19 protein-coding genes are annotated in these 18,528 nt (G+C 72.1%); 11 read left to right on the top strand and 8 right to left on the bottom strand.

All coding sequences use genetic code 11. The features are described 5' to 3' along the window. The first annotated feature begins 32 nt into the window (after positions 1-32). The 5 genes from ABEA93_RS04170 to ABEA93_RS04190 all read left to right on the top strand — a co-directional run bounded on the left by ABEA93_RS04170 (position 33) and on the right by ABEA93_RS04190 (position 5,033). Entirely contained in the window at positions 33-806 is a 774-nt protein-coding gene (locus ABEA93_RS04170) for an SOS response-associated peptidase (protein ID WP_345673868.1), read from the top strand. Positions 807-1,380: 574 nt separating this feature from the next. Then, positions 1,381-2,013, top strand: a complete 633-nt coding sequence (locus ABEA93_RS04175; RefSeq protein ID WP_425584807.1) for an alpha/beta hydrolase family protein — start codon at positions 1,381-1,383, stop codon at positions 2,011-2,013. Positions 2,014-2,809: 796 nt separating this feature from the next. Further along, a complete protein-coding gene (locus ABEA93_RS04180) occupies positions 2,810-3,589 on the top strand; it encodes a sigma-70 family RNA polymerase sigma factor (RefSeq protein WP_345673869.1) in 780 nt (259 codons plus the stop codon). Beyond that, complete coding sequence (gene rsrA / locus ABEA93_RS04185; RefSeq protein ID WP_345673870.1) at positions 3,586-3,921, top strand: mycothiol system anti-sigma-R factor; 336 nt, start codon at positions 3,586-3,588, stop codon at positions 3,919-3,921. The genes ABEA93_RS04180 and rsrA overlap by 4 nt, the downstream gene beginning before the upstream one ends. Before the next feature lie 344 nt (positions 3,922-4,265). Continuing rightward, positions 4,266-5,033, top strand: a complete 768-nt coding sequence (locus ABEA93_RS04190; protein WP_425584797.1) for an HD-GYP domain-containing protein — start codon at positions 4,266-4,268, stop codon at positions 5,031-5,033. Between the two features lie 18 nt (positions 5,034-5,051). On the opposite strand, the gene ABEA93_RS04195 is transcribed toward ABEA93_RS04190, so the two are convergent. The 3 genes from ABEA93_RS04195 to ABEA93_RS04205 are packed head-to-tail and all read right to left on the bottom strand — an operon-like array spanning position 5,052 to position 7,370. Next, positions 5,052-6,089 (bottom strand): hypothetical protein, encoded by a 1,038-nt coding sequence (locus tag ABEA93_RS04195; RefSeq protein ID WP_345673871.1) that lies wholly within the window; start codon positions 6,087-6,089, stop codon positions 5,052-5,054. Then, entirely contained in the window at positions 6,086-6,619 is a 534-nt protein-coding gene (locus tag ABEA93_RS04200) for a SigE family RNA polymerase sigma factor (protein WP_345673872.1), read from the bottom strand. Before ABEA93_RS04200 ends, ABEA93_RS04195 begins: the two co-directional genes overlap by 4 nt. Before the next feature lie 31 nt (positions 6,620-6,650). After that, positions 6,651-7,370, bottom strand: a complete 720-nt coding sequence (locus ABEA93_RS04205) for a DUF5317 family protein (RefSeq protein ID WP_345673873.1) — start codon at positions 7,368-7,370, stop codon at positions 6,651-6,653. A 291-nt stretch (positions 7,371-7,661) separates the two neighbouring features. On the opposite strand from ABEA93_RS04205, the gene ABEA93_RS04210 reads away from it, so the two are divergent. Then, positions 7,662-7,877, top strand: coding sequence for a biotin/lipoyl-binding carrier protein (locus ABEA93_RS04210; RefSeq protein WP_345673874.1), 216 nt, complete (start codon positions 7,662-7,664; stop codon positions 7,875-7,877). 18 nt (positions 7,878-7,895) lie between these two features. On the opposite strand, the gene bsaP is transcribed toward ABEA93_RS04210, so the two are convergent. Continuing rightward, complete coding sequence (gene bsaP, locus ABEA93_RS04215; RefSeq protein ID WP_345673875.1) at positions 7,896-8,114, bottom strand: biotin synthase auxiliary protein BsaP; 219 nt, start codon at positions 8,112-8,114, stop codon at positions 7,896-7,898. Positions 8,115-8,134: 20 nt separating this feature from the next. Here bsaP and ABEA93_RS04220 point away from each other — a divergent pair, with 20 nt between their 5' ends. Next, the gene (locus ABEA93_RS04220; protein ID WP_345673876.1) at positions 8,135-8,536 is read left to right on the top strand and encodes a thioesterase family protein; all 402 of its coding nucleotides are present in this window, start codon (positions 8,135-8,137) and stop codon (positions 8,534-8,536) included. 34 nt (positions 8,537-8,570) lie between these two features. On the opposite strand, the gene ABEA93_RS04225 is transcribed toward ABEA93_RS04220, so the two are convergent. From ABEA93_RS04225 to ABEA93_RS04240, 4 genes are all read right to left on the bottom strand, one after another. Further along, entirely contained in the window at positions 8,571-10,271 is a 1,701-nt protein-coding gene (locus ABEA93_RS04225; RefSeq protein ID WP_345673877.1) for an acetolactate synthase, read from the bottom strand. Positions 10,272-10,416: 145 nt separating this feature from the next. Beyond that, a complete protein-coding gene (gene bioB, locus ABEA93_RS04230; RefSeq protein WP_345673878.1) occupies positions 10,417-11,454 on the bottom strand; it encodes a biotin synthase BioB in 1,038 nt (345 codons plus the stop codon). Next, positions 11,451-12,182 carry a dethiobiotin synthase gene (bioD, locus tag ABEA93_RS04235; protein WP_345673879.1) on the bottom strand — a complete coding sequence of 244 codons (732 nt, stop codon included), beginning with the start codon at positions 12,180-12,182 and terminating at the stop codon, positions 11,451-11,453. The genes bioB and bioD overlap by 4 nt, the downstream gene beginning before the upstream one ends. A gap of 351 nt (positions 12,183-12,533) precedes the next feature. Further along, entirely contained in the window at positions 12,534-13,358 is an 825-nt protein-coding gene (locus ABEA93_RS04240) for a GntR family transcriptional regulator (RefSeq protein ID WP_425584799.1), read from the bottom strand. A 304-nt stretch (positions 13,359-13,662) separates the two neighbouring features. On the opposite strand from ABEA93_RS04240, the gene ABEA93_RS04245 reads away from it, so the two are divergent. The 4 genes from ABEA93_RS04245 (at position 13,663) to ABEA93_RS04260 (ending at position 18,484) form a co-directional block, all read left to right on the top strand. Then, entirely contained in the window at positions 13,663-14,970 is a 1,308-nt protein-coding gene (locus ABEA93_RS04245; protein WP_345673881.1) for an extracellular solute-binding protein, read from the top strand. Between the two features lie 166 nt (positions 14,971-15,136). Then, positions 15,137-16,147, top strand: a complete 1,011-nt coding sequence (locus ABEA93_RS04250; protein ID WP_345673882.1) for a carbohydrate ABC transporter permease — start codon at positions 15,137-15,139, stop codon at positions 16,145-16,147. After that, entirely contained in the window at positions 16,144-16,986 is an 843-nt protein-coding gene (locus tag ABEA93_RS04255; RefSeq protein WP_425584800.1) for a carbohydrate ABC transporter permease, read from the top strand. Before ABEA93_RS04250 ends, ABEA93_RS04255 begins: the two co-directional genes overlap by 4 nt. Positions 16,987-16,999: 13 nt before the next feature. After that, the gene (locus ABEA93_RS04260; protein ID WP_345673883.1) at positions 17,000-18,484 is read left to right on the top strand and encodes a glycoside hydrolase family 3 protein; all 1,485 of its coding nucleotides are present in this window, start codon (positions 17,000-17,002) and stop codon (positions 18,482-18,484) included. Positions 18,485-18,528 lie beyond the last annotated feature (44 nt).

Here is an 18,528-nt window from a genome sequence, read left to right on the forward strand (position 1 = left end):
GCCACTCCACCGAACGTGCGAGGGTAGGGCCCATGTGTGGTCGGTACGCCTCCAGCCAGCAGCCCGACGATCTGATCGAGCTGTTCGAGATCGAAAAGTCCGCGGTGCCGGAAACGCTCCCGCCGGACTGGAACATCGCGCCGACGAAGAACGTGTACGCCGTTCTCGAACGCTCCGTCGAACGTGAGGGCCCCGCGGTCCGCCAGCTCCGCACCGTGCGGTGGGGCTTGGTGCCGTCGTGGGCGAAGACCCCGGAGACCGGCGCGAAGATGATCAACGCGCGGTCCGAGACCGTGTTCGAGAAACCCGCCTACCGCAAGGCGTTCGCCGGCCGCCGCTGCCTGCTCCCGGCAGATGGCTACTACGAGTGGTACACCCCCGAGACGGCGCCCGACGGGCCCAAGGGCAAGGCCCGCAAGCAGCCGTTCTGGATCCACCACGCGGACGGCTCTCCGCTGGCCTTCGCCGGACTCTACGAGTGGTGGCGCGACCGGACGCGCCCCGACGACGACCCGCTGGCGTGGCTGTGGACCTGCACGATCATCACGACGGACGCCGAGCCGGAACTGGCCCGGATCCATCCGCGGATGCCGCTCGTCTTGGACGCGTCGCGCTGGGACGCGTGGCTCGACCCGTCGCTGGGGGACACCGAACGGGCCCGCGGGCTGCTGACGCCGCCGGAGCCGGGGCGGATGGCGGCGTATCCGGTGTCGATGGCCGTCAACAGCGTGAAGAACAACGACGCGCACCTGCTCGACCCGCTGCCGCCGGAGGAGGTGGAGGAGGGGGACACGACGTTGTTCTGAGCGGGTGGAGTGCGTTTTCCCCGGGGCGGGGGCCGCGGGACTGCCGGGTCCGCTCGGCACGGGATCGGCGGGCCTTCGGGGCAGCCGCGGCGATGGGCGGGGCGATCGGCGCGTGTGCCCAGCGGCACGGGACCGGCGGCGACCCGGAGCCGCCGCGCACCTCCACCCGGCCTACCACCACACCGGGTGTGGTTCGGGTGAGGTGTGCGGGAAGACACGGGTCTGCGGGGGAGGCGGTCGCGGCAGTCGGCCTGCCGGGCCCGGAGGCGGTCGGGTGCCGATGGTCCTCGCAACGCCGCCGGCACTGCCGGTTGTGGCCCTCGCCGGGTGGCTTGCCGTCGGCGACGCCGGTGCGCAGGGGTGGCTGCGGGCGCGGTGATGGTCTCGCCGCGTCGTGTCCAGGCGCGGTCGGCCGCCCGGCGGCTGTTGGAGTGATCGGGCCGCAGGGCGTGGTGGGTCGTCTTCCGTGGGGCGGGTCCGGGAGGATCGGGGGGTGAGTGTGCGCAACTCTTCTCCGCAGTCCTCGGTCGAGGCGGCGTCGGGCACGGACCCGGCCGAGCCCGACGTCCGCACCATCCCCACGCCGGTCGGTGACGCCCGGGCCACGCTGTATCCGGCTCCCGGCACGGTCCGGGGCTGGTTCGTGGCCTCGCACGGGGCCGGGGGCGGTATCGAAGCGCGTGATTTGGCGGCGCTGGCCGCGGCGCTGCCGCCGCTCGGCGTGACCGTGGCGCTGGTCGAGCAGCCGTGGCGGGTCGCGGGGAAGAAGCTCGCGCCCGCGCCGAAACGGCTCGACGAGGCGTGGATCCCGATCGTCGACGCGCTCAAGGCCGATATGGCGGGCGCGCGGTTCGCCGTCGCGGGGCGGAGCGCGGGGGCGCGTGTCGCGTGCCGGACGGCGGCCGCGACCGGCGCGGCGGGCGTGGTCGCGCTCGCGTTCCCGCTCCACCCGCCGGGCAAGCCCGCCGCGTCCCGCGCCGACGAACTACTCGGCGCGGGAGTCCCGACGCTGGTCCTGCAAGGCGACCGCGACCCGTTCGGCGGCCCCGACGAGTTCCCCGCCCTCGGCGCCACCGGCACCCTCACCCCGGTTCCCCACGCCGACCACGGCTTCGCCGTGGCGAAACGCGCCCCGGTGAGCCAGGACGAAACCCTGAAGACGATCACGGACGCCGCGGGCACGTGGCTGGTGAAGCTGCTCGGCTGAGACGGGAGACCCGCGGCCGCGACGGGAAGCCGTCGCCACGCGGGACGGTCGCGCCAAGCCCCCGTACGGCTCCCCCGGCGGGGCTGTCGGCCCGCGATGCATCGTCACGGCGCCGCTCGGCCAGGGTCCTCGGGGAAGCAGCGCCGCTCCGATATGACGGAATCGCCGCCGAGCTGCGGTGCCCGCGCGGTCGAGTGCGGCGACGGGTGCGGGGTGGTCGGGGTGCGGGGCCGGGGTGTCCAGGGCGAGGTCGGCGCAGGTTTCGTCGACGACGAGGACGGTGGCGGCGGCGTCGCCTGGCCGACTTGGTGCCCTGAGCACGCGCCCCCCGCAGGCAACCCGCTCACGCTCGTCTGGCCGCCGGCAGACCGAACCGGCACGCCGCGAAGTGTCCGAGCCGGACGGCCGCCCGGCTCTGTCGCCGTGGGGCCGGCCGCGTCCCGCGACACACCCCTCGCCGCCCGGCATTTCTCCGCCGTGCTCGGCAAGCCTCAGGGCCCGTGTCCGCGCCGGATCGACGGAGCCGCCGGCCGTTCGCGTCCGCGCCGTCAGCCCGCCGGCCCATCCGTCGTCTCGTCCGACACGCCCGTCCCACGCAACTCGCCTCGCCCGTCTCGACCGTCCGACCCACCCCCCGTTCGGACGCGCCCGACCTCGTGGACCTGGCGTGGTACTCCGGCGCGCGGGCGGTGCCGACGGGCGCCGGAGTGTGCGCCCGGGGGCCGTGTGCGCCGGGGAATGATCGCCGTGCTCCTCGCGTTGTCGCCGGTACATCCTCGATCTGTGGAGGTCGCCAATGCTCACTGCCACGCCCCCTGTCGGCCGTGCCGACGCCGGGAACGACGCGTCGATCCTGACTTGGCCTGCCTGGGTGCCGGGCGGTGATCGCAAGCGACCGATATCGTCGACGTCTAGCGGGTCGAAGGTGGTCCGCGAGGACCATCGGGTTGAGGAGGTGGGTCCGGTCGCGGAGACAGAGACCCTGGAGCAGCGGGACGCGCGGTTCGAGCGCGACGCGCTGCCGTATCTGGACCAGCTGTACTCGGCCGCGCTGCGCATGACGCGCAATCCCGCCGATGCCGAGGACTTGGTGCAGGAGACGTTCGCCAAGGCGTACGGGTCGTTCCACCAATTCCGCGAGGGCACCAACCTCAAGGCATGGCTGTACCGGATCCTCACGAACACCTTCATCAACAGCTACCGCAAGAAGCAGCGGGAGCCCCAGCAGAGCGCCACCGAGGAGATCGAGGACTGGCAGCTCGCGCGGGCCGAGTCGCACATGTCGACGGGGCTCCGCTCGGCCGAGGCCCAGGCGCTCGACCGGCTGCCCGACTCCGACGTCAAGGAAGCCCTCCAGGCCATCCCGGAGGAATTCCGCATCGCCGTGTACTTGGCCGACGTCGAGGGATTCCCGTACAAGGAGATCGCGGACATCATGGGTACCCCCATCGGTACGGTGATGTCCCGGCTGCATCGCGGACGCCGCCAGTTGCGCACCCTGCTGGAGGACTACGCCCGCGAGCGCGGGCTCGTCCCGGCCGGCACGGGCACGGATTCGAAAGGTTCCGTCTCATGAGCTGCGGCGACCACCACGAGGTTGACTGCGCGCAGATCCTCGGCAAGCTCTACGAGTACATCGACAACGAGCTGGCCGATGCGGACTGCGGCGATATTCGGACACATCTGGACGAGTGCTCGCCGTGTCTGGAGAAGTACGGGCTGGAGCAGCACGTGAAGGCGCTCGTGCAGCGCTGCTGCGGCTGCGACGACGTGCCGGTCGACCTGCGCAGCAAGGTCCTGGCCCGGATCCGCGAAGTGAAGATCGAGGTCGCGACGCAGTCCGACGGCAGCCGGATCGTGGTGGAAGAGCAGGTCGACACCGTGATCGTCGACAAGCCGGGCGCCTAGCGGGCGAATCCGCGCGACGACACAGGGCGCAGACTTGCGAAGGCGCGCCGGGCATCGCCCGGCGCGCCTTCGGCATTTCCGGGCCCGCGTATGCGCGGGGCGCGAAAAGCCGCGAACCCCACATTGCGCGCCCCCCGTTCGGGTTAATCCGGCAGAATCGGGCGTTGTAAAACGGACAGAAGGCGCTCAGCGCCCGTACGCCGTCCTATTCTCGGTTGGCGGTTGAATGCGCGACCGGAGCCCGAGGAGGCAGTCGCATGGGAACCCTGCCGACTGTTCCAGACGGCCGGTCCACCACCCGAACCCTCTGTGTGGGGGCCGGGATTGCGTTGCAGGGCGCAGTGATGGCGTCCGCCGCGCTGCTGTATCTGCGGCGCAACCTGACGCGGGTGCGCGGTGAAGCGGCACGCGACGCGGCGGTGCGCAGCCTGCTGCGGGCCGTCGAGGTCAAGGACGGCTATACCCGAGCGCACAGCGAACGCGTGGCATACGCCTCCGTATTGATTGCCCGTCAGCTCGGCATGGGCCGGCAGCGCATTGTGCTGCTGCGCTACGCCGCCCTGCTGCACGACGTCGGCAAGCTCGGCGTGCCGACCCGGCTGCTCACCAAGTCCGGTCCGCTGGACGCCGACGAGCGCGAGACGATCCAGCGGCACCCGCAGTGCGGTGCCGACCTGGTGCGCGACCTGGACTTCCTCGGCGAGGGCCGGGACGGCATCCTGCACCACCACGAGCGTCTCGACGGCCGCGGCTACCCCGGTGGCCTCGCGGGCGACGCCATCCCGGAGTTCGCCCGCATCATCGCGGTCGCCGACGCCTTCGACGCGATGACGTCGACCCGGTCGTACCGCCGGTCCCGGCCGATCGAGGCCGCGCTGACCGAGCTGCACCGGTGCAGCGGCGACCAGTTCGACCCGCGCATGGTCACCGCGCTGGAGACCGCGCTGCGCCGCTACGGCTGGCCGCTCGCCGAACGCCCCGCCGCCGGGCTCACCGCACCGGTCGGCACCGGGTTGGAAGGGCTGCCGCCGCTGCCCGTGCCGCGGCTCGGCACGCAGGACTCGCATAGCGTCGCGGGGGCGTTGGCCGCGGAGCACGCGGACGGCGCCTGAGCCGCACCACTACGGCCGTCAGGAACTCTTGAACCACGCGCCGGACTTCACCAGCGAGGCCAACTGGTCCTTGGTGAGCGGCGGTTGGTCGTAGCGCGGGCCGAGGCCGCCCGGGCCGGTGATGCCGGACGAGGCGTAGATCTCGACCTGGTTGCCGTTCGGGTAGATGATCCACGCGTCGTAGCCAGGACCCGACACGTGATCGCTGCCCGGTTCCTGCTGGTTGCCGGGCGCCGAGAACGTGGACAGCAGCGAGCCGTCCGGCAGCGTGACGTGCGCGCAGTCGGTGTTCGGCGCGACGATGCCGAAGTCCTCGCAGTGGTTGGTGGCGCGCTCCTGCGCCATGGTCGGCCGCGGCTGGTCGGCGTTGACCTTCTTGTCCACGACCGTGATGTCGAGGTAGGCGGTCTTGCCGTTCTTGGTCAGCAGGTAGCGGCCGGACATCGGGTTGGGCGTGTACGAGGGAGTGACGCGGTCGGCTTCCCGGCGCACCGTGCCGGTGCCGGCCGGCAGCAGGGAGTTCACGAGCGCGGCGGGGCCGGCCGTGGAGGGCGTGCCGGTCGTCGTCGCGGTCTTGCTCGGCGGCGGACTGGCCGTCTTCGGTGTGGTGGTGGGCCGGGCGGAGGTGTGCGGCGGTTCCGGGTCGTCGCCGTTCCCGTGCAGGCCGCTCCGTGGGGCGCCGGTTGCCGAGGCGGAGGGGCTCGGCGTCCCGGTCCGCGCGGTGGCGGACGGTGCCGCGGATGCGGCCGCCGAAGGCGAGGCGGACGACGCCGGGGGATCCCCCAGCGCCGAACTGCTGCCGTCCGCCCGCGGCATCAGCGCGGTGCCCAAAGCCACCGCCGCCACCGCGACCGCCGACCCGCCGACCAGCGCGAACCGGCGCCTCCGCCGGATCCGCCCGGCGTGCCGGAGGACGGCGTCCACCTGCGCGGTCGAGGCGGATCCGTACGGGATCGGCAGGCTGTCGCCGGCGATCCCGAGGAGCCGGTGTGCGTGCATGTCGTCGGAATCCTGTTCGGTGCGGTCAATGCCGTGCAGGTCGTCCGGGTGGTTCAAAGCCTCGCCTCCTCGGCGGACGTGACGCGGCGCGCGGCCTCGTCGGGCAGTGCGTCCCCCAGCGCGGCGCGCAGCGTCGCCAGGCCGCGCGCGCTCTGGCTCTTCACGGTGCCCGGGGAGACGCCGAGCAGCTGGGCGGTTTCCTCGACGCTGAGGTCCTCCCAGTACCGCAGCACCAGCACGGCGCGCTGGCGCGGCGGCACGGCGGACAGGGCGACGCGTACCGCGAGGCCCATGTCGGGGTCGCCGCCCGCGGCCGCCGCGGTGTCCGGCGGTGCGGCGTGCGGGTGTTCGCGCCGCCACATACGGCGGCGCGAGGATATGAACACGCTCATGAGCGTGCGGCGCGTGTACGCCTCGATGTTGTCGATCCGGTCCAGCCTGCGACCGGCGAGCACGACCTTGACCAGCGTCGTCTGGACCAGGTCCTCCGCGTCGTGCATGTCGCCGCACAGCAGGAACGCGCTGCGCAGCAAAGGCCCGCGCCGCACGGCGATGAACTCGCGGAGCGCTTCGTCGTGACCCCCCAACGCCCCACCTCCCCGGGCCCCCGGAGGGCCTCTACGAGGGAAGAGAGCCGGAGCGCGCCGGAGGTTGCGCCTTCCCGGGAAGAGTTTTGGCGAGGCTGACGGAGCCTGCCGAGCGGGCGGAGTCGACGGAGCGCACGGAAGCGGCGGCCGAACCGGCCGAAGGCCCGCGGCCGTTGCCGGACGGCCGGGCGAACCGGCGCCGCAGGGCCTGCGGGATCGGCGGCAGCCGCCGTGGCCCGCGGTCGCGCAGCATGCCGTCCACCACGAGCAGGCCGACCCCGGCGGCGACCAGGAGGTCGCCCGGGCTGTCCACCTCGGGCCGCAGCGGCAGCGGGACCGGCAGGGACTCGGCGAACCAGTCGAGCCTGGTGTCCGGCCCGGCGGCCAACCGGCCCGCTTCGCTCGGCCGTTCCAGCGGCACCCCGGCACGGGCCGCGGCGTGTTCGGACACCGGCATGCCGCCGTTGACCGCCATCACCAGCGCGTTGAGCAGCAGCCCGGCGGCGGCCAGCGGCACGCCCGCGAGATGCAGGTTGCCCGCGGCGAACCGCGCGGCCAGGCCCGCGGACGCGAGCAGGGCGAGCTGGTGCGGGGTCACGTCGGTGGCCAGCGCGCCCGCGAGCTGGCACGCGAACGCGGCGCCCAGCCACGGCAAGTGCCGCACCGGGAGCCGGGACAGGCCGGAGACCCGTCCGCCGAGGGCGGCCCCGACGGCGAGCGCGAGCAGGAGGACGAGCACGGCGAGACCCATGGCCGCATTGTCGCCAATCCGGAGGACCCTGGATGGTCTGCGACATACCGCCGTATGGGCCGGTGTGATGGTCGTATCGCGCTGCGCGGTCCGAGACCCGGTACGCCGCGCCGACGCCCCTACAAAGTTCCGCGCCGTGTGTTGTACCCCGCGCCATCCCGGAGGGGCCTTCGCCGCGTGGTTGGATTTTTGCCGGGCGGGCGCTACCGCGACCCCCGCGGGCGCGTACGCGGGCCGCGCATCGATCCGCGCCCCGACACCGGGTGCGGACCATACGAACGAGGAGCGGGGATGGCCGAGGAGGTCTACGCCGAGATGGTCGCCAACGTCGCCCAGATCGTCGTCGCCGAGGGCGACGCGGTCGAGGCCGGCACGACGCTGGTGATCCTGGAGTCCATGAAGATGGAGATCCCGGTGCTGACCGAGACGGCCGGCACCGTCAAGGCGCTGAAGGTCGCCGAGGGGGACGTCATCCAGGAGGGCGACCTCATCGCGGTCATTTCCTGAGCGCCGCCGCAGGCGGCCTCAGCCCGAGGTCCGCACCCCGTGCTCGACGCACTTCGCGGTCCAGCCGCGCGGCGTCACCTGCACGACCATCCGGCGCCGGCAGTCCGCGCAGTACCGCGGCGGCTCCAGGTCGCGGCGCCGGGCGCACGCCTCGTGGCCGGCCGAGCCGGCGGGCTCGCCGCACTGGTCGCAATAGCGGTCGACGTCCGCGGCGGTGGGGGTCTCCGAAGCGCTCACGGTCGTTAGAGTACGGGCCCATGCCGCACGAGCCGATCCCGGTGTCGCCGGGAACACACGCCGAGCTGACCCACACCGTCACGGACGCCGACACCGCGGCCGCGGTCGGCAGCGGCGACCTGCCGGTGCTCGGCACGCCGCGGCTGCTCGCGCTCGCCGAAGCGGCCACCGTCCGCGCCCTCGTCGGGTTGGTCGGCGCGGACCGCACCTCGGTCGGCACCCGGGTCGCGCTCGAGCACCTGCTCGCCACGCCGGTCGGCGGCACCGTCACGGTCCGCGCCGAAGTCGTCTACGTCGACGGCCGGTTGGTGCGCTTCTCGATCGTCGCCGAGGACGCCGCGCGACGGCTCGTCGGCCAAGGCGAAGTCACCCGGGTGATCGTCGACCGCGAACGCTTCCTCAAACGCGTGCCTCGGGACTGACCCGACCCGACCCGACCGAGGCCGCACGGGGCGGTCACACGCCGTTGGTGCTGCGCGGGTACACCGCCTCCGGGTCGGTGAGCACGTTGACCAGGTACGGCACGTCCGACGCGAACGCCCGGGCCAGCGCCGGGGCGATGCCGTCCGGGGCCGCCACCGTCTCGCCCGCGCCGCCGAGCGCGCGGACCACCTCGTCGTAGCGCGTGCCGGGGGCGAGGTCGGCGGCCACGTCGTAGCCGTACAGCGACCGCATGGGGTGCTTCTCCAGGCCCCAGATGCCGTTGTTGCCGACGATCATCACCACCGGCAGGCGGTGCCGGACCAACGTGTCGACGTCCATCAGCGAGAAGCCCGCGGCGCCGTCGCCGAGCAGCAGCACGATCTGCGCGGCCGGGCGGGCGAGACGGGCGCCGATCGCGTAGCCGAGGCCGGTGCCGAGGCAGCCGTACGGGCCCGGGTCGAGCCAGCCGCCGGGGCGGGCGGGCTCGACGTACTTGCCCGCGTACGAGACGAAGTCGCCGCCGTCGCCGATCACCACCGCGTCGTCGTCGAGGACGCGCAGCAGTTCGCCGTAGACCCGCACCGGATGGATGGAGTCGCCGCCCGCGTCCAGCAGTGCCCGGTCCGACTGGTACGCCGTCCGCGCGGCCCCCTGCACCTCCGCGCTCCAGTCCCGGTACGCCCGCGGCGCGGCCTTGCGCGCCCACGCTTCGACCAGTGCGTCCAGCGCGAGCGCCAAGTCGGCGCGGACCGACACCGCGGGCGCGCCGCCGCCGGGTGCGGACTGGCCGGGGCCGTCGGTCAGGTGCACGACGCGGGCCGGCGGGGTGCCGTCGCGGCCGCCGAAGACGCCGTAGCCGAGCCGGAAGTCCAGGGGCGCGCCGACGACCACGACGACGTCGGCGCGGCCGAGGGCGGCGGCGCGGGCCCGGGACGCGAGGAGTTCGTGGCCGCGGGGCAGGATGCCGCGCCCCATGCCGTTCGCGACGACCGGGATGCCCGTGGTTTCCGCCGCACGCCGTGCCGCGTCTTCGGCGCCGCCCATCCACACGTCGTGGCCGAGGACGAGGACCGGGTGGCGGGCGTCGGCGAGCAGGGCGGCGGCCGCGTCGATCGCGTCCGGGTCGGGGGCGACCGGGGCGATGCGGGCGGGGACCGGGGCGGGGGCGCTGCCGCGGTCGAACAGCACGTCCATCGGGACGTCGAGGAACACCGGGCCGCGGTGCGGGGTCGCGGCGAGCGTCAGCGCGTCGGATACGTCGGCGGCGATCCGCTCGGTCTCGTGCACGGTCGCGGCGCGTTTGGTGACGGGGGCCAGCAGCGGCGGGTGGTCCAGCTCCTGCAGCGCGCCGGATCCCCAGCGGAAGGCGGGCGCGCGGCCGCCGAAGACCAGCAGCGGGGAGCCGTTCATGTGCGCGGTGGTGACGGCGCTGACCCCGTTGGTGACGCCGGGGCCGGCGGTCAGCACGGCCAGGCCTGGGCGGCGGGTCAGCTTCGCGGTGGCCTCCGCGGCGAAGACGGCGGACTGCTCGTGCCGCACGTCGAGGATCCGCAGGGGTTCGGCGGCCTTGACCGCGCCGTCGTAGACCGGGAACACGTGGCCGCCGGACAGCGTGAACATCGTGTCGATGCCGTGCGCGCGGAACGCGGCCACGGCATGCTCGCCGCCGTGACCGGTGAGGCCGTCGTCACCGTCCCCCGCGTCGGTGCCGGGTACCGCTTCCGTGTCCGTCATGCCGCCCACCTCCGAGGGGCACGGTATGCCGGGTCGGGCGAGGGGGACAGGGCTTTCCGGAGCTTTCCGGAGCTTTCCGAGAGCGGGTCCGGGGACGCGTCGGGCCCGTGCCGCAACCGGCACGGGCCCGACGGACGAGTTGCCTTTACAGCGTCTGGTTCAGCGCCTTGACCGGCATCTGCAGGTCGGCGAGGAGTTCCAGGTCGCTCTCCGGCTTGCGGCCGAGGGTCGTCAGGTAGTTGCCGACGATGACCGCGTTGATGCCGCCGAGCAGGCCCTTCTCGGTGCCGAGGTCGCCCAGGGCGATCTCGCGGCCGCCCGCGTAGCGCAGGATCGTGCGGGGGAGCGCCAGGCGGAACGCGCCGATGATCCTCAGGGCCTCACGCGGCTCGATGACCGTCTGCTCGCCGAACGGCGTGCCCGGCCGCGGGTTGAGGAAGTTCAGCGGCACCTCGTCCGGCTCCAGCTCGGCGAGCTGCCCGGCGAATTCGGCGCGCTGCTCGTCCGTCTCGCCCATGCCGACGATGCCGCCGCAGCACACCTCCATGCCCGCGGCGCGCACCATGCGCAGGGTGTCCCAGCGCTCTTCCCAGGTGTGGGTGGTGACCACGTTCGGGAAGTAGGAGCGGGCGGTCTCCAGGTTGTGGTTGTAGCGGTGGATGCCCATGTCGGCCAGCTCGTCCACCTGCTCCTGGGAGAGCATGCCGAGCGACGCGGCGATGTTGATGTCCACCTTGTCGCGGATGGCCTTGACGCCGTCCCGCATCTGGTTCATCAGACGCTCGTCGGGCCCGCGCACCGCGGCCACGATGCAGAACTCGGTCGCGCCGGTCGCCGCGGTCTCCTCGGCGGCCTTGACCAGCGACGGGATGTCCAGCCACGCGGCCCGCACCGGGGACGGGAACAGGCCGGACTGCGAGCAGAAGTGGCAGTCCTCGGGGCAGCCGCCGGTCTTGACCGACACAATGCCCTCGACCTCGACCTCGGGGCCGCAGTGCCGCATCCGCACTTCGTGGGCGAGTTGCAGCAGCTCCTCGAGGCGGTCGTCGGGCAGCCGCAGCACTTGGAGCACCTGGTCGGCGGTCAGGCCGCGGCCCTGCTCCAGGACCTGCTCGCGCGCGACGGCGAGGATGTCGCCGTCCGCGGGGGCCTGCCGGTTCGTCGTGTCGAGCGTCTCCGTCACCGTTCACCTCGCGCTGGATCGTGGGCGGCACGGAACACGCCCGCGTCGAAGGTACCGCCCAGGGCTGGAGCCAGACTCGAGCGGGCCGCCCCGAGGAACTCCGCGGGGTGCAGCGCGCCCGCGCCGGCGCCGATCGCACCGGCCAGCGGGCGGGCCGCGAGCGTCTCGAGATCGCGCACGTTGGAGCGCATCGCGAGGTCCGGCTTTTCCGGCCACGAGCCGATCACCACCCCCGCGAGGTCGATGCCGCGGTGCGCCATCGCCTCCAGCGTGAGGGCGGTGTGGTTGAGGGTGCCGAGGTCGGGGCGGGTCACCACCAGGACCTGCGCGCCGAGCGTGTGCGCGAGGTCGGCGAGCGTGGTGCCTTCGTCGTCGAAGCGGACCAGGAGGCCGCCGGCGCCCTCGACGAGGACCAGGCGGCGGGTTTCGGCCAGCTCGCGGATCCGGTCGGCGGCCGAGTACAGGTTCACCGGCGCGCGGCCCTCCAGGCGGGCCGCTGCGGCGGGGGACAGCGGGTCGGCGAACCGCGCGTACTCGTGCAGGTCGGTGATGCCCGCGAGGCGCCCGATCTCGTCCACGTCGGGCACGTCGCCGGTCGCCACGCCGGTCTGTGCGGCCTTCACCACGGCCACCGACGAACCCCGCGTGGCCGCCAAGGCCGCCACGGCGGCCGTCACCACGGTCTTCCCGACGCCGGTATCGGTCCCGGTCACCACCAAGATGCTCACGGGGCGAGAGCTTAGGGCCCGGGCGGGCAATCGGGACTTTGGTCCCGCATACCGGGACTTCCGGGCCGGGGTTCGGCGCCGGCTCCCCGGGCAGGATCGGGGTGTGGGCGTGGAGCCCGGACCGGGCGGCGGCCCGGATCCGGGCACGCGACCCCGGCCTTCTGCACAGGCGGAAACCCGGAGTGAACGGCAATCCTCTCCGGACGGCGGCCGGAACCCGGCGAGCGGCGGCTCCCGGGATCCGGCCGCCGTTGGCGTTTCACCGGGCTTTTTCCGAGTTTTTCAGGTTTCCGTGCTTCTCTGCACCGGGCGCCGCACCAGCCCCCATATGTCCGTTTGCTTGCGCGTATGTCACCCTTGGGGTCGCTGCAGGCGCGCCACGAACTTGTAGCGGTCGCCGCGGTACACCGAGCGGACCCACTCCACGGGTTCGCCGTCCGTGTCGAAGCTGTGCCGGGACAGGAGCAGCAGCGGCATCCCGACGTCCGTGGACAGCAGTCCGGCCTCGCGCGGGTTGGCGAGGGCGGTCTCGATGGTCTCCTCGGCTTCCGCGAGATGCACGTCGTACGCCTCGCTCAGCGCGGTGTACAGCGACGTGTACCGGTCGAGGGTGCGCCGCAGCGACGGGAAGCGCTTGGTGGACAGGTGCGTCGTCTCGATCGCCATCGGTTCGGCGTTGGCCAGCCGGAGGCGCTCGATGCGCAGCACGCGGTTGCCGGGCCGGACGGCGAGCCGTTCGGCGAGCTGGTCGTCGGCGTTGATGTAGCCGATGTCGATGAGACGGGAGGTGGGTTCGAGGCCCTGGGCCCGCATGTCCTCGGTGTACGAGGTCAGCTGGAGGCTTTGGGCGACCTTGGGCTTGGCGACGAACGTGCCGCGTCCCTGGATGCGTTCCAGGCGGCCTTCGATCACCAGCTCCTGGAGAGCCTGGCGGACGGTGGTCCGGGAGATGTCGAACTCGCCGGCCAGGGTGCGCTCCGGCGGCACGGGGGTGCCCGGCGGCTGGGTCTGGGTGAGTTCGAGCAGATGCTTCTTGAGCCGGTAGTACTTCGGCTCCCGCGCCGCGCTCTCCGCGCCCTCGCTGGTCTCGCTCGCGTGGTGGTGCTCCGCGCCCGCCGTCGCGGTCGCCCCTTGTTCCGCCGTCACCGGTGCCCTCCTGACACGTTCGGTCCCCATCGTGGCACGACCACCTCGCGGCGGATGCCCCGGACGGGGTCCTCCGAGAGGTTCTCCGACCGGCCAGGTGTCGGTCGGATAACGGCTGACAGCGGGTCTCTTGCGGAACCTTGACACCCCAATTGGTCTATGCCAACCTCCGGAATGGTCTAAACCATTGGTGGTCACCGCGCAACCCTCGTCCAGGTTCGCACTCCGTATTTCTCCCCCCAGGCGCAAGCCGAAGGCCCGTTGCACACGGCGGGCCGAAGCGGGGAGCGCGAATCCCGCGGCCAGCGGTACCAAGCATCCTGAGGAGGATGGTGTGAAGCGTCGTCTCTTCGTCGCGGCGGGTGTCGCGGCGGCGCTCACCGGCGTTGCCGCCTGCGGCAGCTCGGACAGCGGTGACAAGAAGGACAGCTCGTCCTCGGCGGCTCCGGCGAGCAACGCACCGGCCGACGGCAAGGGCAAGAAGGTCACCGTCTGGGTGATGAAGGGCTCCACCAGCGACGCGTACAACGCGGACATCAAGGCCAAGTTCGAGGCCGCCCACCCGGGTGCCACGCTCGACATCCAGGTCCAGCAGTGGAACGGCATCGGCCAGAAGATCAGCAGCGCGATCGCCAGCAACGACGCCCCGGACGTCGTCGAGGCGGGCAACACCCAGATCGCGGGCTACGCGGCCACCGGCGGCGTGTACGACCTGACGTCGAAGGTCGACGAGCTGGGCGGCAAGGACTGGATCCCCGGCCTGGCCGGCCCGGGCAAGGTCGACGGCAAGCAGTACGGCATACCGTTCTACGCGGCCGACCGCGTCGTCATCTACAACAAGGAAGCTTTCACCGCGGCCGGCATCACCCCGCCGAAGACCCGCGCCGAATGGCTCGAGGCCACCAAGAAGCTCAACACCGGCGACCAGCAGGGCATCTACCTGCCCGGCCAGAACTGGTACTTCTACAGCGGCCTGCTGAAGGACGAGGGCACCGACCTCACCACGAAGGACGGCGACAAGTGGAAGGCCAACGTCGGCACGCCGCAGGGCGCCGCCGCCGCGAACTTCTACAAGGAGCTGGCGTCCTACGGCAAGGGCCCGAAGGACAGCGACGAGAAGACCCAGCCCGAGACGGTGGCCGCGGCCAACGGCAAGATCGCGCAGTTCGTCGCGGTCCCCGGTGAGCTGGCCAACGTCATCAAGGCCAACCCGGCGCTCGCCGGCAAGTACGACTACTTCCCGATCCCGGGCAAGGACGCGGCCAAGCCGGGCGCGAACCTGACCGGCGGCTCCGACCTCTTCATCCCGGAGAAGTCGAAGAACAAGGAACTGGCGTACGACCTCATCAAACTGATCAACAGCGACGAGTACCAGGTCAAGCTCGCCAAGGAACTCACCTACGTGCCGAGCAAGACCACCCAGGTCACCGCGCTCGAAGGCGTCCCCGGCGCCACCGCGCAGGCCATCGGCGCGCAGAACGGCTTCGTCATCCCGGCCACGGCGTCCGACAACTGGGGCGCGGTCGAGGACGCGAACCCGCTGAAGGCGTACCTGACCAAGGTCCTCACCGGCAGCGACCCGATCGCGGCCGGCAAGGAAGCCGACGAGGCCATCACCAAGGTGCTCAACACCAAGAGCTGACCCGCCGGCGCGGATCGGGCGGCACCGTCCCGCGACCGTCCTCAACGGACGCCGCCACGATCCGAACGGCCGCACAGCACCGCGCGTCCGGTCCCGCCCGGGGAACAGTCCCCGGCGGGGCCGGACGCAGGCCCGACACCCGACACCGAACGACGGGAAGGCACCAGTGTCCGCCTCGAAGGCAGATGCGGTGGTCGCGACGCCCACGCAGCCCCCGCGGAACGACGCGCCGGCCGGCGAGTCGAACTCCCACAAGCGCCCCCGGCGCAGACGCGGCCCGCTCCAGCTGGTCAGCCCCTACCTGATGGTCGCCCCGGCGGCCCTCGGGATCGTCTTCCTGCTGTTCTATCCCGTGGTCAAGAACGCCATCCTCGGGTTCAAGCACTACGGCAAGAAGGAATTCACCCTCGGCCTGTCGGGCGACTGGGTCGGCTTCGACAACTTCAAGGAGATCTTCCAGGACGACAAGTTCTGGGAGGTCACCAAGCGCAGCTTCTGGTTCACCGGCGTCAACGTCGTCGCGATCATGGTGCTCTCCACCCTGATCGCGCTCATGCTGATGCGCCTCGGCAAGGTCATGCGCATCCTCGTGCTGACCAGCCTCGTCACCGCGTGGGCCATGCCGGTCATCGCGGCCACCACGGTCTTCAAGTGGCTGTTCCGCTCGGACAACGGCATCGTCAACTACCTGCTGGTCAAGCTCGGCTTCGACTCGTTCGACGACTACACGTGGTTCGCGCACGGCTCGTCGACGCTCGTCGTCGTGTTCATCCTGCTCGTCTGGCAGTCGGTGCCGTTCGCGACGCTCACCATCTACGCGGGCCTCACCACCATCCCGACCGAGGTCTACGAGTCCGCCCGGTTGGACGGCGCGGGCCCGGTGCGGATCTTCCGCTCCATCACCTTCCCGATGCTCCGGCCGATCTTCCTGCTGGTGACCTCGCTGGAGATCATCTGGATCTTCAAGAGCTTCGCGCAGATCTGGTCGATCGCCGGCGACAACGGCCCGATCGACGACGTCGCGACGCTGCCGGTCTACGCCTACCAAGTCGGCATGCAGCTCAAGCGCTACGGCGTCGCCGGCGCCATCTCGACGGTCACCGTGCTGCTCATCGCGGCGATGCTCGTCTTCTACTTCCGTCAGTTGTTCAAGCAAGAGCGGGAGGCCGAAAAGTGAAGGCCCTGAAGCCTCGCACCCTCAAGCGGATCCCGCTCAACATCGCGGCGCTCATCACGTTCGTGGTGATGATCTTCCCGGTGTACTGGATGCTGCTGACGGCATTCCGGCCGGCCAAGGAAATCGGTGCGGACACCCCCAAGTTCCTGCCGTCGTCGCTGACGTTCGAGCATTTCAAGGCCGCCGTCGACGTCAAGAACTTCTGGGACTACTGGACCAACAGCCTCGTCATCGCGATCGGCGGCGTCGGACTGTCGCTGGTGATCGCCTGCTTCGCCGCGTTCGCGGTGGCCCGCATGCAGTGGCCCGGCCGCGCGCAGTTCATCCTCATGGTGTTCATCGCCCAGATGGCGCCGTGGGAAGCGCTGATGATCCCGATGTTCCTCATCGGCCGCGACCAGGACCTGCTCAACTCGCTGCCGTTCCTCACCGCGATCTACTTCGTGATGACCCTGCCGTTCGCGATCGTCACGCTCCGCGGATTCCTCGGCGGCATCCCCGTCGAGCTGGAGGAAGCCGCCCGCGTCGACGGCTGCACGCGGTTCGGCGCGTTCCGCCGCGTCGTGTTCCCGCTGCTCGCCCCCGGCCTGCTGTCCACGTCGCTGTTCGGCTTCATCACCGCGTGGAACGAGTTCGCCTTCGCCAACGCGCTGCTCTTCTCCGACCCCAAGCAGCAGACGCTGCCCAAGTGGCTGAACGACTTCAGCAACGGGCTCACCGTCGACTGGGGCGCCACCATGGCCGCCGCGTCGCTGTTCATGCTGCCCGTCCTGCTGATCTTCCTGGTGCTGCAAGGCAAAGTCTCCGGCGGTCTCACCTCCGGCGCGGTCAAGGGCTAGGGCTGATATCTCGATGTCGCACGCGTCGCACCACCTCGAACGTCTTGCCCTGACCGTCCTCCAGCCCGGCTTCGCCGGCACCGAGGCACCCGACTGGGTCCGCCGCCGGATCGGCGAGGGCCTCGGCTCGGTCGGACTCTTCGGCCGCAACATCCACTCCGGCGACCAGGTCGCCGCCCTCACCGCCGCCCTCCGCAAGGAGAAGGAGGACATCCTCGTCGCCGTCGACGAGGAAGGCGGCGACGTCACCCGCCTCGAAGTCGGCACCGGCAGCTCCTGGCCCGGCAACCTCGCCCTCGGCGTGGTCGACGACCCGGACCTGACCCGCGACGTCGCCACCGGCCTCGGCCGCGACCTGGCGCGCTGCGGCATCACCTTCAACTGGGGCCCGGACGCCGACGTCAACTCCAACGCCGACAACCCGGTCATCGGCGTCCGCTCCTTCGGCGCCGACCCGGAACTCGTCGCCCGGCACACCGTCGCCTACGTCGAAGGACTGCAGGCCACCGGCGTCGCCGCATGCGTCAAGCACTTCCCCGGACACGGCGACACCGCGGTCGACTCCCACCTGGGACTGCCGCGCGTCGACGCGACGCGCGAACTCCTCGCCGCCCGCGACCTGCTGCCGTTCCGCGCGGCCATCGCCGCGGGCGCCAAGGCCGTCATGTCCGCGCACATCGTGCTGCCCGCCTACGACGACACGCACCCGGCGACGCTCAGCCGCGCCATCCTCACCGGACTGCTCCGCGAGGAACTCGGCTTCGACGGCCTGATCGTCACCGACGGCATCGAGATGGGCGCCATCGCCGACACCTACGGCATCGCCGACGGCACCGTTCGCGCGCTCGCCGCCGGTGCCGACGCGGTGTGCGTCGGCGGCGGACTGTGCGACGAGGACACCGTCGTGCTGCTGCGCGACGCGATCGTCGCCGCCGTCCGGGAAGGCCGCCTCGCCGAGGACCGCCTCGCCGACGCCGCCCGCCGGGTCGGCGAACTCGCCGCCTGGACCACGTCCGTCGCGGCCCGCGGCGGCCCGGCCGGCGACCACGCCGTCGGCCTGGCCGCGGCCCGCCGCGCGATCCGCGTCGACGGCGCCTTCACGCCGCTGAGCGGCCCGGCGCACGTCCTCGAACTCACCTCGCAGGCCAACATCGCGGTCGGCGACCGCACCCCGTGGGGCGTCGGCGCGTACCTCGCCGACGCGCTGCCCGGCACCACCGTCGCCCGCCCCGGCCTCCGCGCCTTCGGCCTCGTCGACGGCCAGCTCGCCGCCGCCGCGGGCCGGCCGCTCGTGGTCGTCGTCCGCGACCTGCACCGCAATATCTCGGCAGCCGACCTGCTCGCCGGAATCGTCGCGGCCCGGCCGGACACCGTCGTCGTGGAAATGGGCCTGCCTTACGGTGATGCCCAGGGACTGACCCGAGTCTCCACCCACGGTGCCGCACGCGTGTGCGGCATCGCCGCGGCAGAAACCCTCACCGGGCGCACCCTGGGTTGAGTCCGACCGGCTCCACCGACGAACCCGGCTGCTCCGGCAGCACC

The sequence above is a fragment of the Yinghuangia aomiensis genome (genome assembly GCF_039542225.1).
GTDB lineage: Bacteria > Actinomycetota > Actinomycetes > Streptomycetales > Streptomycetaceae > Yinghuangia > Yinghuangia aomiensis.

Coding starts and splice junctions, on each gene's coding strand:
- ABEA93_RS04170 (WP_345673868.1), top strand. CDS start 33: ATGTGTGGTCGGTACGCCTCCAGCCAGCAGCCCGACGATCTGATCGAG.
- ABEA93_RS04180 (WP_345673869.1), top strand. CDS start 2,810: ATGCTCACTGCCACGCCCCCTGTCGGCCGTGCCGACGCCGGGAACGAC.
- rsrA (WP_345673870.1), top strand. CDS start 3,586: ATGAGCTGCGGCGACCACCACGAGGTTGACTGCGCGCAGATCCTCGGC.
- ABEA93_RS04190 (WP_425584797.1), top strand. CDS start 4,266: ATGGCGTCCGCCGCGCTGCTGTATCTGCGGCGCAACCTGACGCGGGTG.
- ABEA93_RS04205 (WP_345673873.1), bottom strand. CDS start 7,370: ATGGGTCTCGCCGTGCTCGTCCTCCTGCTCGCGCTCGCCGTCGGGGCC.
- ABEA93_RS04210 (WP_345673874.1), top strand. CDS start 7,662: ATGGCCGAGGAGGTCTACGCCGAGATGGTCGCCAACGTCGCCCAGATC.
- ABEA93_RS04220 (WP_345673876.1), top strand. CDS start 8,135: ATGCCGCACGAGCCGATCCCGGTGTCGCCGGGAACACACGCCGAGCTG.
- ABEA93_RS04225 (WP_345673877.1), bottom strand. CDS start 10,271: ATGACGGACACGGAAGCGGTACCCGGCACCGACGCGGGGGACGGTGAC.
- ABEA93_RS04240 (WP_425584799.1), bottom strand. CDS start 13,358: ATGGGGACCGAACGTGTCAGGAGGGCACCGGTGACGGCGGAACAAGGG.
- ABEA93_RS04260 (WP_345673883.1), top strand. CDS start 17,000: ATGTCGCACGCGTCGCACCACCTCGAACGTCTTGCCCTGACCGTCCTC.